Raw genomic sequence first — 15,949 nt, 5'->3', positions numbered from 1 at the left:
TCCATTTGCTATCTAGCATATGCTGGCTAACAAATTTCAGGTCTCCTTTTGCGTAAGCAGACACAAAAAAGCTATCGCACTTTGTGTTTCCTTAATCTAGTCGCAGCGCTTAGGTGTTTTGGCGATGTGCAAAGAGCTTAAGCATATCTTACAGTGGGATAGGTATTAGAGTGACATTGTTTATTGATTTAGCCATTCTCATTTGCTATATTCTATGGAATTTGCAATTGAAACGTTCCACCTTTTTCGGAAAAATAAAAAGAAATTCCCCCATTTTCATCTGTTCTAAATACTTTGACTTTACTTTCTTTTAAAGTAGAAAGCACTTCTTGACTTGGATGGTTATAACTATTATTTTCCCCAACTGATATAATAGCAATTTTCGGTTTAAGCTGCTCAATAAATTCACTAGTAGAAGAAGTTTTGCTTCCATGATGGCCCACCTTTAAAATATCTATATCCTTTAAAAGCGGATAGTTAAGCATTAACGCTTCTTCTCCTTCCTTTTCTAGATCACCTGTAAATAACCATGTTCTATTGGCAACCTTTGCATAAATTACAATCGAACCATTATTCTTCGTTAAATCCTCTGTCTCAAAAGGAGCTAAAACTAAAAAAGCATCCTTCCCAGTAGTCCATTTTTTCCCTGCTTGAATAAAGTGAATCGGAATTTTTTTCTGCTTTGCTAACGATAATAGTCTTTCTTTTTCTATCGAAGATTCTTCCGTTACATTTGGATACATTATTTCTTTTACATTTAATTGCTCTATTACAGCTGTACTTCCTCCAATATGGTCTAAATCACCGTGTGTCAATATTAGTTTATCAATCGTAGATATCCCTTTACTTTTCAAAAAAGGAACTACTGTTTTTGCACCTACTTCAAAAGGATCTTTTCGTTTTTGCCATTCCTCCATAGGAAAAGTTACCGTCCCACCAGTATCAATTAAATAAGTCCCCTTATTATATGGCAATTGAATGAGAATACTGTCACCTTGGCCTACATCAATAAAAGTAATTTCGCCTTTTGCTGAATAAACATTGTCAATGTATTGAAAACTAATAATCAATATAGGGATAATATAGAGCCAATTCCTCGATTTCTTTGGCATAATTTCATACAAAAAAAAGAAAATCGGTAAACTGACAATATAAGCGCCAAGCAAAACAGAAGATGGTCTTCCGAGAACAAGCGTACTAAAAGGATAGCTAGCAAGCTTTAATACCAGTTTATCTGAAAACATTAACATAAGATCCAAAGGAAAAGAAAAAAAGGATAATATTTGTGGAAATAGAAAAGAGAGAATATAAAGGCTAATTAAATACGGCAAAACAATAATTGTATAAAAGGGGATATAAATAAGATTCGCTACTAAAGATAGAGTAGGAATTTCATAAAAATAATACAATATAACAGGAATTACTGCATATTCGGAAATAAAAGTAGTAAAGAAATACATTTTGACGGTTGAGGTATGATAAGACCTAATTAGAGTGGAAGAAAGGATGAGGAAAAAACAAACAATAAAGGATAACAAAAAACCAATATTAAAAAGATTCCGTGGGTCGATAATTAAGCATAAACAAAAGACTACACTGATTATATCAATCATCGGCAAGCCAGAAAAAATTCGAAATTTATTTTTGGCCAATAGTACCATGGAGGTCAAAACAGCTCTAACTACCGATGGACTTATTCCTGTCAATACAGCATAAACGGGCAAGAGTAGTAAAAGAATTGTGCTAGCCCTTTCTTTCGTAATTCCAGCTCGGATCATCACAAAATAAAGTATCCCTATTAATACGACAACATGGGAGCCAGAAATAGCTAGTAGATGGATAATTCCTAAACGCTGATACGCAATTTGGAGGTTTTCGTCCATCATTCCTCGTTCGCCAAAAATAAGCGCTTCTGCAATAGGTACGGTTGTTTCTGAAAAATGTTCAGCAATCCAGATAGTCCCTTTTTCTCTCAGCTGCTTTAATGAAAAGAGGAGATTACTTTCTTCCTTACAGTTTGTTAAATTTAAATCCTGTGTTGCAAGTAACCAATAAATTGAATCATTTTTAAGAAACTGTCTATAATCAAACCCATTCTCGTTTCTTTGCGAAGCGGGAAGCGATAATGACCCCTGTAGCATACAAGTTTTCCCAATCACTCGCTCACTTTCTAAAAAATTTTTTTCTTTTTCTGTATTCATTTTGTAGGAAACGATTAATTTTTCTTTCGTTTGTTTATCACGCCCAACGGTCCTCCACCTATCCCCGTCTATATCAGCTGACTCTAGGAAAGTAATGATAAAAGAAGAATCATCTTCGCTTATCTCCGAGTGGTTTCCTATATTGTCATAACTACCCCTCACAAGAAAAAGGAGAAAGAAACAAATGAGAAAACCACTTAATCCTAATGTGATTTTTTTAGCCAAATAAAGCCATAGGATAAAAAGAATATATAATAGATCACTAGTGTTGCATTAATTTATTTTCACTATTAAAAATACTCAAAATGTTCAATTTTATTATTTTGTGCAAAGAAAAAGTCCTTTATAATGGATAAGTCAGGTGGTAACCCGTCCAAATCCACTAAAAAAGGACCAACTCATGGACAAGATTACACGAAAAACTTCATTTGGACAATGGTTTTCACCAATAAATCTTCAACTTTTTGAAGAAACCGTGAAAACGTTGAAATTAGATTACTATACGAAAAAACTAAAAACAGACTCATTTCTAAAATTACTCCTTTTTGCACAGCTACAAGAAGTCGAAAGTTTGCATGAGCTAAGCGATTGTCTTTTCGACGACCAACTACAAAAAGGCATTGATCTTGATTCAATCAGTATTTCTCAGCTCTCACGCCGATTAAACGGTATAAATCCAGATTTATTTCAAAGGCTTTTCCTTGATTTAGTCGCACAAATTCATGCAAAAACACATTATACAAAGCTTATTATGCCGTTAAAAATCATTGATTCAAGCACATTGCCACTTAATTTGACCAATCATAAATGGGCAAAGTTCCGCAAAACAAAAGCGGGTGTCAAGTTGCATTTGAGACTTGTGTTTATGGAAAAAGGGAGTTCCTATCCTGAAAAGGCTGTTTTAACAACGGCAAAAGAACATGATCGTGGTCAGCTTGAAATCATGGTTGATGATAAAGAATGCATGTATGTGTTTGACCGTGGCTACCTAGATTACGAGCGCTTTGACCGAATGACAGATGATGGTTACTTTTTTCTTTCAAGGCTACGGAAAAACGCAGTCATACGGGAAGTTTATAATTTTAAACTACCCGAGAATTCAGCTGTTTTGTCAGATCAAATGGTGTTGATTGGTACGACTCAAAACCGTGCTGAAAATTACTTTCGTCTTCTAAAAGTGATGGATTCAAAAGGAAATGAACTGCATTTAATTACCAATCGTTTTGATTTGAGTGCCGAAGAAATTTCAGAGATGTACAAATCACGGTGGGCAATTGAGTTGTTCTTTAAATGGATCAAACAGCATCTCAGCATCAAAAAGTTCTACGGTCAAAGTGAATGGGCGATTCAAAACCAAGTGTTTATCGCACTGATTGTTTTTTGCCTACATGTTCTCGTACAACTTGAAACAAGAAGTAAGCGAAAAACCTTACAAATTAGCCGTTATTTAAGGGCTGCATTGTGGAAACCAGCTCATATCTGGCTTCGAAAGATTGAAGGGAAAGCCATCCCTTAATAAGCAAATTGTTGTTGTCGCACAAGTCTAATTGTAAAAAAAAACCAAATGGATGGAGCCACCTTTGAATAGGTATTTACCTTTTTGGCTCTAAACAAGGAGGATAATCAGACTGAAAATTGCGACAATATTTATGCAACACTAGTGATAATAGATAAAAAAATAATGTTTGAGAAAAAGAGCATAAAATACCAAAAAATGCCGAAATGGCGAAGAATAGAAATCTAGTTTGAAACATAAATCGCTCCTATCTACTGCTGTAGATCGGAAAAGGAAAAGAATTATCAAATAGACGTCTTTGCTGTAGGGATAATAGAAAATAATTCTTCTGCTCTTTTTTCCAACGTTTCCACATTAACAGTATCCGTATTATTTTCCTTTAATTGCTTAACAAGTGCTTCCACTAAAGCCTTTTTCTCTTCTTTTTTATCAAAATCATTTCTCTCCACTTGTACTGTTGCAATATTAGCCTGTTCAAACAGCTCAAGTGCATACGGATGATTTTTATAATCTATTGCATAATACACTGTCTTAATCCCTGCTTGTACAATCGCCTTGCAGCATTGGAGACAAGGAAAATGAGTGACATATATATCTGCCCCATCTGTAGGAACACCAAATTTTGCACATTGTAAAATCGCATTCATCTCTGCATGAATGGTTCGTACACAATGATTATCAATGACATAGCAACCTTCGTCTATACAATGAACTCCACCAGCTATGCTACCATTATATCCACCAGCAATAATACGCTTATCTCGTACGATAGTCGCTCCAACTGCTAATCTTGTACATGTGCTTCTTAATGCTAATAATTCACTTTGTGCCATAAAATACTCATCCCATGAAATTCTATCCAATTCCCATTCACTCCCATTAATTATCAAAGTTATGCAATGCAATAATCTAATTCTTCATTTAGTTTATCGAGAAGTATGTTGTGAGTCAATTATGAAAAGGAAGCTAAGCCATGGACATAACTCACCTAAATTTTCTGTAAAACATTTGTCTTTCACTTTATGGTAATGAATGCTTCTAATTTCTCATATGTTTTCTCGCCAATTCCACTTATGTTTTTGATATCCTCTTTTGTAGAGAAACCTCCATTTTGTTCACGATATTCAATGATTGCAGCTGCTTTGGAAGGTCCCACCCCTGGCAATTCAGTTAATTCTGTTTCACTAGCCTTATTTATATTTATTAATTCCTCATCTGAGGATAAGCTCGTCTGGTTTCCAGATTCGCTAATAATAGAATCTTCTTCCCCTATATATGGAACATAGATAATCATCTCATCTGTCACCTTCATCGCTAAATTCACCCCATTTTTTTCTCCTTTATCCAACATCCCTCCTGCTTTTTTTATGATATCATTCACTCGGTCTCCTTCCGTTGCTTCATAAACTCCCGGGTTTTTAACTGCGCCTTTTACATCTACAATCAGCAATTTATCTTGTAATCCCTCTTCCACACTATTACCATCTATCGCTGTTTCCTCCACACTGCTACCTGCAAATAAATCATCTTGCTGAATATAGTCTTCTTCCTCATTAGGTTGCATAAGGATAGGAGAATAATGATAAAGCACAAGAAAGAGTAAACAACCTAAAACAATAAAAATGAATTTTCTATTTTTTCGAAGCCAGTCCATGATAACTAATCATCCTTTCAGGTATATTTTTTATCTTTGCTTCATATCGTTATATGAGAAACCGCTCATTATAGGGGGGGAAGGAAAAATGAAAATTGGAATGATTGGTACAGGTAATATGGGGAAAATATTAATAGAAGCGATGATTGATGGAAATGCTATTTCCCCCGAAGACGTATTTATTTTTAATCGAACACTTTCCAAAGCATTAGAAATTAAGGAAAATTATCCAAACATAAATATATGCTCTAATGCTATTGAAATAGCAAAAGAAGCAGATCTTATTTTTTTATGTGTAAAGCCTCATGATATGTATGGTGTCTCTAAAAACATTTCTCCTGTTTTAACAAAGGATAAATGTGTCGTTTCCATTACAAGTCCAATTAGCCCTGACCAGCTTGAAACTTTCTTTAATTGCTCTGTTGCGCGGATAATTCCAAGCATAACAAATAGAGCATTAGCAGGCGTATCTTTGTTCTCTTTTGGAAGGAATTGTACAGAAGCTTGGAAAAATCAGCTGGAGAATTTCTATAAAAAGTTTTCGACTCCGTTAGAAATTGAAGATAATATTACGAGGGTAGCCTCTGATATAGTAAGTTGCGGACCAGCATTTTTTTGTTATCTTACTAGGAAGTTTATCGAAGGTGCGGTGGATGAAACGGAAATTGATTTAGAAACAGCAACTAAATTAGCTAGTGAAATGCTTATTGGGTTGGGAGAATTATTAAAGAAAGGTTATTATACTTTACCTACCTTACAGGAAAAAGTAAGTGTAAAGGGTGGTATCACTGGCGAAGGAATAAACGTATTAGAACGTCAACTAGGAGATACTTTTAACCAGTTATTTCAGGCAACACATGCAAAATATGAGGATGATCAGCTATCCCTTAAAAATCTTGTTTCAGGGCATAAAAATAGTTAATGCTAATAAAACATTCTATAAGACTAACGTAAATTCCTTCTTTCCATTTAAATTTTTTTATCCGCCTTTAAGATTTTCCAATCGGACATAAGAAAATGGAAATGATCCCTCTATGGAACATTTCCATTTTCTAATAATTATTTCAACTTAGATACTCTCTCACTTTTTCTTACAATAAAAGAAAATTCTTTCTGCATGATCCTCTATTGGACCATCAGAAAAATCTGCTTCTACTTTTAGAATAGCAAAACCAGTTTGCTCAAGCCATTCTCTATACTGTTCAACCGAATAGGTTCGTTGAAGATGGAGTTCATCGTAGCGAAAATACATATCTGTTTTTTCGTCAAGTTGAAAAAAGCTTAAATCATGCTCAACACTATTTGGATAGTCACCTTCGTAGCACTGCCAAATAAGGCTTACGTCCTCATCGTTGACAGCATAGGTTTGATTAATAAATAAATGATTCATTTTATACAAAGAATGAACATCGAATATAAATAGACCTCTTTCATCCAAATGTTCATAAACACTGTTAAATGTATTAACCACTTCTTCTTCTGTTTGTAAATAATTGATGGAATCACAGCATATACAAACAAGATCAAAAACAGGTAAACCTTCTAACTGAGACATATCTTGTTCAAGATAAAAAATCGATTCTCCTGCTTCCATCGTTTTTGCCTGGGCAACACTCAGCATATCCTCTGATAAATCAACACCAGTTACTTGAAAACCAGCCTGTGATAATCTAATCGCTAATTCGCCTGTTCCACATGCTAAATCTAGAAGGTTTGCTCCATCAACTTTATAATCGCTTGCTGCTTTTTTTATAAGCTCAATCCACTTATCGTATGGAACATCATTCATCAGTCGATCATAAAGATAGGCAAACTGCTCATAACTCATTGACTAATCACGCTTTCAATGTTTTCAACTGGCGCGTCTCCCCAAAGGCGTTCTAAATTATAATAAGTTCTTTCATCCCGGTGGAAAACATGAACGATAATATCACCTAAGTCAACTAAAATCCACTTTGCTTCATTATACCCTTCAAATCGTTTAACCGTGATGCCAAGCTCGCTAGCTTTATCTTTAATTTCATTTGCAATTGCTTGTACTTGCTTGTCTGAATTACCATGACAAATAACAAAATAATCTGCGACTAGAGAAATACCTTTCATATTTAGTGCAACAATATTTTCTGCTCTTTTCGCATCTGCTGCTTTTACTGCCGTCCATAATAACGTACGTTCATCCATTCAATCAACCTCCATGTTTTATACAATAACTATTATATGTTTCAAAACTCAAAGGAAATACTGCTCTATTATTCCGGATGAGAAACATGATCGTGTTTTTTACTGCTTGTAAAAATGCACGTTCAAAATCCAGTTCTGCTAATTCTCTTACTTCATCAACACCAGGAAAAGCTCTACCTGGTTCCATATAATCAGCCAAGTATACTATTTTTTCTAGCATACTCATTTCTGGTCTCCCCGAAGTATGGTATCTAATAGCATCTAGTATTTCCCTATCGTTAATTCCTACTTCTTTCTCTATTAGAAAAGCGCCAACTGGAGCATGCCAAAGTTCAGAATGAAACAATAAAAGATTAGGATTCATATTTTGCTCTAGGATAATCTGTTTCATTTCATCCTTCGGTCGGAATTTAGCGTAATCGTGAAAAATCGCTGCCATTTCTGCCTTTTCGACATTTCCGCCATATTTAGTCGCTAACTTAATAGCTGTTTCCATTACACCAATTGTGTGAATATAACGTTTTTCCGTTATCTGCTCTTTCACTATTTGTAATGCTTCCTCACGCTTCATATAATCGATTCTCCTCAATATATCTCTTTACTTCATCTCTTACTAAAAATGAAATGGTTTCTCCAGCTTTAACCCTTTCACGAATTAAGCTAGAGGAAATATTAATATCAGGAACCTTTACATACTGAACAGGATAATCTGTTCCAAGTTCATATTTAGGACGGTTTACACTAATGAATTGTACCATTTTCATAAGCTCTTGAACTTTATACCATTTAGGCAGATATTCTACCATATCTGCTCCAATTATAAAATAGAAATCAATATCTGGATAAGCTTCTTCTAATAGCTTCATTGTATCGAAGGTATATGATTTTCCTTCTCTATCCATTTCAATTGTTTGGATTCGAAAAGAAGTGTGTGCCTCTATCGATAACTGTACCATGTCCACTCGATGAGCATTCGTTACGTCCCCTGATTTCATTTTATGTGGAGGTTCTTGGTTTGGCATAAACCATATTTCATCTAATTTTTTTGCATGTAGCACTTCATTCGCAATGATTAGATGACCAATATGAGGGGGATCAAACGTTCCTCCTAATATCCCTACTTTTTTCAAAAATATCGCCTCTTCTGCGGAATTAAGATGGTAAATTAATCGTTTTATTTTCTTTAGACTCTTTATATAACACGATTGTATTGCCAATAATTTGAACTAGCTCACTTTTCGTGCCATTCACTAATTCACTTGCAACGGTATCTTTATCTTCATCGCAATTTTGTAAAATGCTTATTTTCAATAATTCTCTTACTTCTAATGCTTCACTTATTTGCTTAATCATATTATCATTTACGCCACCTTTTCCTACTTGGAATATAGGGCTTAAATGGTGTGCCTTTGCTCGTAAAAATCTTTTCTGCTTACCTCTTAACATGTTAATCCTCCTAATTGTGTCAAAACATTTTGCCTCATTCTAGTTGTATCTGGAAATACCCCTTGCCATTTTTCAAAAGCTAGGGCTCCTTGATATACAAACATATCAATCCCGTTTTGAGTTATTGCGCCTTTGGCTTTGGCATCCTTTAATATTTTTGTTTCCAATGGATTATAGATTATATCACTTACAAACGCACCCTCCATCACATTGCTCATTTGAATGGGAGAAGCATCTATTTTTGGTGACATTCCGATAGAAGTTGTTTGTATAATAAGACCATATTCTCCAAGCGTTTTTTCCGCTAGCGCAATTTCCATTATATTTGTTTTTACTGGATAAGGACATGCCTCTTTTAAGGCTTTTGCCTTTGAAATGGTACGATTGCAAATATCGACTTGTTCTACTCCATAATGAGCAAGAGTAAAATAAATACCCCTTGCAGCCCCACCACTTCCAATAATTAAGGTTCTTCGCTGTTTTATATCAGGAAGCTGCTTTAAAAGACCTTTTAGATATCCTTCTCCATCTGTATTATACCCAATCCATCGACCATTTTCACAAACTACAGTATTTACAGCACCAATAGCTTTACTCAACGGATCCAGTTCATCCAAAAAGGGAATAATAGCTTGTTTATGTGGTACGGTAACATTAAAGCCTGCCATGTTCATGTCCCTTAATTCACTTAAACCACTTTGCAGGAAATCCTTTTTTATATGTATCTTTTTCATCTCAGCATCTAATCCATAAAACTGAAAAAGATCATTGTGCATAATAGGTGACATGGAATGTTCGATTGGATCGCCAATTACTGCAAAATTCTTCCTCATACCGCTCTCCCTTTTCCCTTATGACATTTCTAATCCTTATATCAATGATTTACGAAGCATGGCATGAACCCCTTTTGGAACGTAAACAGATACTTGAATATTTGGTTCATTAACTGTAATCCAGCCTAAGCCCGAAAATACAATATCCGTCTTTGGCTCTTTTATGGAGAAATCGTGTCTTACTAATTCGGGAAATTCATCCATCTGTTCTCTGTTTGGAGGAGTTAATAACTCACCAGCATGCTTTTTATATAATTCATCTGCATTCTCCAATTTTGTTCGATGAATCATTATCTCGTTAGAAAAATAACAAACAAAGCTATTACGATCCCCTTTAACAAAATCAAATCGAGCTAGTCCACCAAAGTAAAGTGTTTGTCTGTCGTTTAATTGAAATATTCTCGCTTTGATTTCCTTCTTTGGAGTTATAACTTTTAAATCCTTTTTGTCAACAAAATGGGCCATTTGATGATGATTGATGATTCCCGGAGTATCCACTAAAAATTTCCCATCTGATAAAGGTATCTCAATGATATCTAGTGTTGTACCTGGAAAATGGGAAGTAGTGATTACATTTTCTTCTCCTGAAACCTCTTTAAGAATTCGATTAATAAATGTTGATTTCCCTACGTTTGTACAGCCAACTACGTAAACATTTTTTCCATTACGGTGATAATCAATTGCTTCTAAGACTTCCTTTACATTCTTCCCTCTTTCAGCACTAACAAGATACACATCTTCAGGTCTTAATCCTAAATCTTTCGCTTCTTTTTTCATCCAATTAACGACTTTCTGCTGTTTCACTGATTTAGGTAGAAGATCGACTTTATTTCCAATTAATAAAACCTTATTTTTCCCGGTAAAACGATGCAGACCAGGTAGCCAGCTTCCATTAAAATCAAATATATCTACTAATTTAACAATCAGGCTATCGCTTTTGCCAATCTCATTTAATATCTTTAAAAAGTCATCATCTGTTAATGAAACATCCTGTACTTCATTATAATGTTTTAAACGGAAACATCTTTGGCAAATTACCTCTTCTTTCTCCAGTGAAGAAGAAGGGGCATATCCTAATTCATTTTTATTATCCGTTTGAATGGCAACTCCACAGCCAATACAATGTATTCTTTCTGTCACTTATTAATCCTCCCAAGTCAATTTTCCGTTTCTACGAAACCAATTTAAAATTCTTCTTTCAATTTTCCGATTGATTCTTGTCATAAAACCATCTGTTTGTGCAACAGGAACTACTAAAATAGTATGAAACCCACTTCTATTTCCACCAAGAACATCTGTTAATAATTGGTCTCCGATTACTACTGTCTCTTCTTTTTTTACATTCATTTGCATTACTGCTCTTTTAAATGCTCGACCAAGTGGTTTGCGCGCAGCAAAAATAAAAGGAATATGCAATGGATCTGAAAATGACTTAACCCTCGTCTCCTTATTATTAGAAACAATTGTTACTTTAATATTATTTCTTTTCATTTCTGCAAACCATTCAATAATTTGCGGTGTTGCAAGCGGACGATCCCATTCTACTAACGTATTATCTAAATCAGTGATAATCCCTTTAATTCCTTTTTCTTTTAAGCTTTCTGGTGAAATCTCAAATATATTTTTTACAAACTGATCAGGTAAAAATTGATTAAACACTTAAAATACACCTCTTGTCTCTTTTATATCTATGTTTTTACCAATATATATGCTTCTCTTTTTATGGTAACCATTTTTTACGGTAGAAGAAAGTAATATTATACCGTTTTTCTTCTTAAAGAAGATACAATATCTATTCTTTTTTTGTTAAAAACAAAATAATTTTCGACAAAAATCGCATTTTTCAACATATGTGGATAACATTATGCACATAATACCCATTGATTTACACGCCGTCTACATACTTCTCAACAAATTAATCACAGGTTATCCACTTATGATTGTGGATAACCGAACAGTTGTTCTCTATGTTTATTTTTGTTAAAGTAAGGATACAGAATAATATCCAGTAAACTTCCAAGGCTAACTTCCCGGAAATGACAAAATGTATCTTAAATGACTATTGTTGGACAAGCAATTATTACTATCAAAAAAACTATGTCAAATTTATACGCACAGTATGTATGGTGCCCATTTTCAAAGCACTACTTTCATCTTAATAGAATAACAAAAAAATTTTTTTCGGCATCACAGGTAATACATATTTATATGTTACTAGAAAGAAGTACTTATTTTTGATTTGAATGGAGGTGTTTCTGGCATGCGTAAATTGTCAGATGAATTATTGATCGAGTCTTACCATAAAGCTAGGGAACTTAATTTAAGCCCTGAATTTATTCGTCTCATCGAAACTGAAATTCACCGACGTTCTTTAAACAACAAGATAAAAGTTTCCTCTTGATTATGTGACAAAGAATAATGATAAAACTATATATACACTTTAAAGCAGCCCTTGCAATTAGGCTGTTTTTTTATTTTTGCTACATAAAAGTTACTATATCTATATAAAATACAAAATGGCAGCAGAAAACACCTTGCTTTGGTAACAAAGAAAAAGCAAAGTGACTCATACTTAGCCATTAATTTTGAAAGATTAGTCTATACTTTTTTTCTCATTTCGCCAATAACCTCTCCTATTTTAACCGGATATGGCATAGAAGGAAAGTCTTTCTGTATAAAAGTATTTTTTTCAAATAGTAAAACAACTGTAGAACCGAAAGAAAAATAAGCCATTTCCTCTCCTTGTACTAAGTGCTCTTTATGATGACTTAGTATAATCGAGTTAATAAACATCGCTCCAACTTTTACCATACAAATGCCAGTTCCTTCTTCGGTCTTAATTTCAGTTATAGACCGATAATTCCGAGATAGAGTTGATTTCCCCCACTTTAAGCCATATTTATTAACAGGATACGATTTATTTCCAAGAGTCCAACGTTTTATCACTATACCTGTTGCAGGACAATGAATTCGATGATAATGACTTGGACTTAAATAAAAAATAAGATAAGTTCCTCCAACATATTTTTTAACTATTTTTTCGTCTCCAAGCATATCATAAATAGAATACGTTTTTCCTTTCACGATAATGGATTGATCGCTCTTTACTTTTCCAATATCTTCAATCACTGCATCAACAGGACTAATGATCTCTCCTGCAACGGCATCTATTTTTCGACTATTAGCTTTTAATTTTCTAATAAAGAATTCATGTAATGAACGGTATTCATTTAACTGTTTTTCCATTTCACCTATATTTATTTGATATACCTTTGCAAAGGAAGGAATCATATAACGGCTCCATTTAGAATAGGCAAATTTCTTAATTAAAGCGGAACTCCATCTTCCATTCGTTAGTTCGATACAATGGCGATATACTCTTTCTTTCAACGAAGCAATCCTCCAATAAATAAAATTTTTCTTTACGAATATTCATATACTACATTAAAATTATATATGATTATATTAAAAATAGTTGTATGAAATTCATTTCATACTGGGAGTGAATATAAATGTTTTTACATGAAGTCTTAGAACAAACGATGAAGAAGATTAAAACACAATTAGCTAATGTATTAACTTTAACAAATATTTCTTTAGGTGCTTTGGCAATTATTTATAGTTTAAAGGGACATCTACAATTAAGTCTATTATTAATTTTTATTGCAGCATTAGCAGATCGCCTGGATGGAATGACAGCAAGAAAATTTAATATTGAATCAGAACTAGGCAAACAGCTTGATTCGATGAGTGATATTATTTCATTTGGAGTAGCGCCAGCACTATTAGTATATCAAGGAGTTCTATTTGAATTTGGAGCACCAGGATCATTTTTTACAGTCCTTTATATTGTGTGTGGAGCTTTTCGCTTAGCTAGATTTAATATAACAGAAAGTCATGGTTATTTTACAGGCTTACCAATAACAGCTGCTGGTTGTATCCTGACCTTTAGCTGTCTATGGCTCGCATATCTGCCACTTCATATTTATTTATTCCTCATGCTAATCCTTTCTGTATTAATGATTGGAAATTTTAGATGGAGAAAAATTTAACTACACTTACAACGCATTATTTTATTTTAAAAAAAACTAGGACCTCATAAAGTAGCTATAACCAAGCTAGATTTATGAGGTCTCTTTATTTTGAAAATGCTTATTCTGATTTGCTTAGATCAAATTCATTCATTTGTTAGCTCCAAAAATTCTTCTACATCATTTATACAAAGCTGAATAGCACTGTTCCAAAAATCTTCTTTTGTTAAATCAACTTGTAAATGTTTATAAGCCAGTTCTTCTACTGTCATACTTGCTGTATCCCTTAATAGTGAAATATACTTATCCTCATAACCTTTTCCTTCCTCTAATGCTTTTGCATAGATCCCAAGAGAAAATAGAAAACCAAATGTATAAGGAAAATTATAAAAAGGTACCCCTGTTATAAAGAAGTGTAATTTTGAAGCCCAGAAAGAAGGATGATATTCGGATAGAGCATCTCCATATGCTTCTTTTTGCGCAGCCAACATTAGTGTGTTTAGTTGCTCCTTAGAAACTTGTCCGTTTTGTCTTTCTTCATAATATTTTGTTTCGAATAGAAAACGAGCATGAATATTCATTAATAATGCAATAGAACGCTGTATTTTATCTTCAAGTAATACTAGCTTTTCTTCTTCCGTGGACGCAGCTTTCACAGCCGCATCTGAAACAATCATCTCTGCAAATGTAGAGGCTGTTTCTGCAACATTCATTGCATAATTCCTATTTAATGTATGCATATCTCTCATCGCAAAAGTATGAAAACCATGACCTAGCTCATGGGCTAAGGTTGAGACATTTGATGGAGTACCAGAATATGTCATAAAGATGCGTGATTGGGCACTTTCTGGAAAATAAGTATGGAATCCTCCAGGTCGTTTTCCTTTTCGATCTTCTGCTTCAATCCATCTATCTTCAAATGCCTTTTTTGCAAAAATAGCCATCTCTGTTCCGAATTGTTCAAAGTGCTTAATAATAAAGTCAGCACCCTCCTGATAAGACATTTTTGTTTCTACCTTACCTAGCGGTGCATCCAGATCATACCAACTCAGCTTTTCTAACCCTAACAGTTTTGCTTTTCTTTCCAAGAACTGCACAAAAGGCTGTTTCTTTTTAGAAATGGCACTCCACATTGCTTGCAGTGTTTTTTCTTGCATGCGATTCATGTCTAACGGTTCTTTTAGAAAGTTATTCCACCCTCTCATTCCATAAACATTTAATCGAAATCCAGCTAAATGGTTTAATGTTTTAGCGAGAACTTCTCCATGAGCATCCCATGCCTTTTCCCATTCTGAAAACACCCTTTTACGAACCGAACGATCTGGACTAGAAAATTTATTTGCAGCTTGTCCAATAGATAGTTTTTCCTCTTGAAAAGGAATCTGGATTTTTCCAACAATCGTATCATACATTTGGCCCCAACCATAATATCCATCAACACTTAGTTTATTTATAAGCGTTTCTTCTGCTTCAGATAATTTCTCATTAGCTGCAGTTCTTCTTTCTGACAGGACAAAATAAAGTTGTTCTAATTCATTTCCTTTGAATAAGGAATCCCATTCCATGTCACTATATAAGGATAATTTCCCGTCCAGAATAGTTAATACATTTTGAAAGGTTGCACTTAATTCGGTTACTCTCCCTCTTAATGCGCTCGCCTCTTTATCCTCCATATTTTGTGCCTCTAAACAACTTACGAAGGCACCTGCCTGTCTTACTTTTTTTACAACAATTTCAAATTGTTCCACAATTTGTTGCAAAGCATCGCCGTCCATCGCTTCTTTCAATGGCTCAAATTTATGTACATATGATGATAATTTAGCTATTTCATCCATTGATATCGCTAAGTGCTCTCTAAACTTGGGAGAATGGCTTCCTCCAGGAAATAATCCATCTAAATCCCATGTTTCTTGATAGGCTATTCTACTCATTATTCTATTAGCTCCTTTCTTAGTAACTACTATGCTATTATAGTTCGAATATCGGAATATTTCCATTCTTTCTTAAGAATCGTAAATAAAGTAAAATTTCCATCAATGGGAATTTCTTTCTTCCCCATTGATGGTTAATACGATGACTGTTTCCGA

Annotated in this window: 17 protein-coding genes; 4 read left to right on the top strand and 13 right to left on the bottom strand. The window is 34.1% G+C overall.

What is annotated here, in order from left to right; all coding sequences use genetic code 11:
• Positions 1 to 212: 212 nt before the first annotated feature.
• A complete protein-coding gene (locus ACWNMZ_RS12760; RefSeq protein WP_449598661.1) occupies positions 213 to 2,441 on the bottom strand; it encodes a DNA internalization-related competence protein ComEC/Rec2 in 2,229 nt (742 codons plus the stop codon).
• Positions 2,442 to 2,601: 160 nt separating this feature from the next.
• Here ACWNMZ_RS12760 and ACWNMZ_RS12755 point away from each other — a divergent pair, with 160 nt between their 5' ends.
• Positions 2,602 to 3,717, top strand: coding sequence for an IS4 family transposase (locus tag ACWNMZ_RS12755; protein ID WP_016201461.1), 1,116 nt, complete (start codon positions 2,602 to 2,604; stop codon positions 3,715 to 3,717).
• A gap of 284 nt (positions 3,718 to 4,001) precedes the next feature.
• Here ACWNMZ_RS12755 and ACWNMZ_RS12750 read toward each other — a convergent pair whose 3' ends face one another.
• Together ACWNMZ_RS12750 and ACWNMZ_RS12745 are read right to left on the bottom strand one after the other, a co-directional pair.
• A complete protein-coding gene (locus tag ACWNMZ_RS12750; RefSeq protein ID WP_031536578.1) occupies positions 4,002 to 4,580 on the bottom strand; it encodes a ComE operon protein 2 in 579 nt (192 codons plus the stop codon).
• Positions 4,581 to 4,732: 152 nt separating this feature from the next.
• Complete coding sequence (locus ACWNMZ_RS12745) at positions 4,733 to 5,281, bottom strand: helix-hairpin-helix domain-containing protein (RefSeq protein ID WP_449598656.1); 549 nt, start codon at positions 5,279 to 5,281, stop codon at positions 4,733 to 4,735.
• Positions 5,282 to 5,459: 178 nt separating this feature from the next.
• Between ACWNMZ_RS12745 and comER the strand changes: the two genes are divergently transcribed.
• The gene (comER, locus tag ACWNMZ_RS12740; RefSeq protein ID WP_031536575.1) at positions 5,460 to 6,293 is read left to right on the top strand and encodes a late competence protein ComER; all 834 of its coding nucleotides are present in this window, start codon (positions 5,460 to 5,462) and stop codon (positions 6,291 to 6,293) included.
• 159 nt (positions 6,294 to 6,452) lie between these two features.
• On the opposite strand, the gene ACWNMZ_RS12735 is transcribed toward comER, so the two are convergent.
• Genes ACWNMZ_RS12735 through ACWNMZ_RS12700 form a run of 8 tightly spaced genes read right to left on the bottom strand, consistent with a single transcriptional unit; the run spans position 6,453 to position 11,490 of the window.
• Complete coding sequence (locus tag ACWNMZ_RS12735; protein ID WP_031536574.1) at positions 6,453 to 7,199, bottom strand: class I SAM-dependent methyltransferase; 747 nt, start codon at positions 7,197 to 7,199, stop codon at positions 6,453 to 6,455.
• The gene (gene rsfS / locus ACWNMZ_RS12730) at positions 7,196 to 7,552 is read right to left on the bottom strand and encodes a ribosome silencing factor (RefSeq protein WP_031536573.1); all 357 of its coding nucleotides are present in this window, start codon (positions 7,550 to 7,552) and stop codon (positions 7,196 to 7,198) included. Before rsfS ends, ACWNMZ_RS12735 begins: the two co-directional genes overlap by 4 nt.
• Before the next feature lie 4 nt (positions 7,553 to 7,556).
• Entirely contained in the window at positions 7,557 to 8,123 is a 567-nt protein-coding gene (gene yqeK / locus ACWNMZ_RS12725; protein WP_449598655.1) for a bis(5'-nucleosyl)-tetraphosphatase (symmetrical) YqeK, read from the bottom strand.
• Positions 8,113 to 8,682: a nicotinate-nucleotide adenylyltransferase gene (locus tag ACWNMZ_RS12720; protein ID WP_284561201.1), complete on the bottom strand. Its 570-nt coding sequence runs from the start codon at positions 8,680 to 8,682 to the stop codon at positions 8,113 to 8,115. Before ACWNMZ_RS12720 ends, yqeK begins: the two co-directional genes overlap by 11 nt.
• 22 nt (positions 8,683 to 8,704) lie before the next feature.
• Complete coding sequence (yhbY, locus tag ACWNMZ_RS12715) at positions 8,705 to 8,998, bottom strand: ribosome assembly RNA-binding protein YhbY (RefSeq protein WP_016202941.1); 294 nt, start codon at positions 8,996 to 8,998, stop codon at positions 8,705 to 8,707.
• Entirely contained in the window at positions 8,992 to 9,831 is an 840-nt protein-coding gene (gene aroE / locus ACWNMZ_RS12710) for a shikimate dehydrogenase (RefSeq protein ID WP_031536570.1), read from the bottom strand. The genes yhbY and aroE overlap by 7 nt, the downstream gene beginning before the upstream one ends.
• A gap of 36 nt (positions 9,832 to 9,867) precedes the next feature.
• Complete coding sequence (yqeH, locus tag ACWNMZ_RS12705; RefSeq protein ID WP_235247946.1) at positions 9,868 to 10,971, bottom strand: ribosome biogenesis GTPase YqeH; 1,104 nt, start codon at positions 10,969 to 10,971, stop codon at positions 9,868 to 9,870.
• A gap of 3 nt (positions 10,972 to 10,974) precedes the next feature.
• The gene (locus ACWNMZ_RS12700) at positions 10,975 to 11,490 is read right to left on the bottom strand and encodes a YqeG family HAD IIIA-type phosphatase (protein ID WP_235247945.1); all 516 of its coding nucleotides are present in this window, start codon (positions 11,488 to 11,490) and stop codon (positions 10,975 to 10,977) included.
• Positions 11,491 to 12,091: 601 nt separating this feature from the next.
• On the opposite strand from ACWNMZ_RS12700, the gene ACWNMZ_RS12695 reads away from it, so the two are divergent.
• Positions 12,092 to 12,232, top strand: coding sequence for a sporulation histidine kinase inhibitor Sda (locus ACWNMZ_RS12695; protein WP_048719030.1), 141 nt, complete (start codon positions 12,092 to 12,094; stop codon positions 12,230 to 12,232).
• 197 nt (positions 12,233 to 12,429) lie between these two features.
• Here the strand turns inward: ACWNMZ_RS12695 and ACWNMZ_RS12690 are convergent, their stop codons facing one another.
• Positions 12,430 to 13,221, bottom strand: coding sequence for a phosphatidylserine decarboxylase (locus tag ACWNMZ_RS12690; RefSeq protein WP_031536567.1), 792 nt, complete (start codon positions 13,219 to 13,221; stop codon positions 12,430 to 12,432).
• A 122-nt stretch (positions 13,222 to 13,343) separates the two neighbouring features.
• Between ACWNMZ_RS12690 and pssA the strand changes: the two genes are divergently transcribed.
• A complete protein-coding gene (gene pssA / locus ACWNMZ_RS12685; protein ID WP_235247943.1) occupies positions 13,344 to 13,883 on the top strand; it encodes a CDP-diacylglycerol--serine O-phosphatidyltransferase in 540 nt (179 codons plus the stop codon).
• Positions 13,884 to 14,008: 125 nt separating this feature from the next.
• Here pssA and ACWNMZ_RS12680 read toward each other — a convergent pair whose 3' ends face one another.
• Positions 14,009 to 15,793, bottom strand: a complete 1,785-nt coding sequence (locus tag ACWNMZ_RS12680) for a M3 family oligoendopeptidase (protein WP_031536565.1) — start codon at positions 15,791 to 15,793, stop codon at positions 14,009 to 14,011.
• Between the last annotated feature and the right edge of the window lie 156 nt (positions 15,794 to 15,949).

It is taken from the genome of Niallia sp. Marseille-Q9988 (assembly GCF_976954375.1).
The sequence above is the reverse complement of the archived record's forward strand: the minus strand, read 5'-3'. Positions and strand labels throughout refer to the sequence as shown.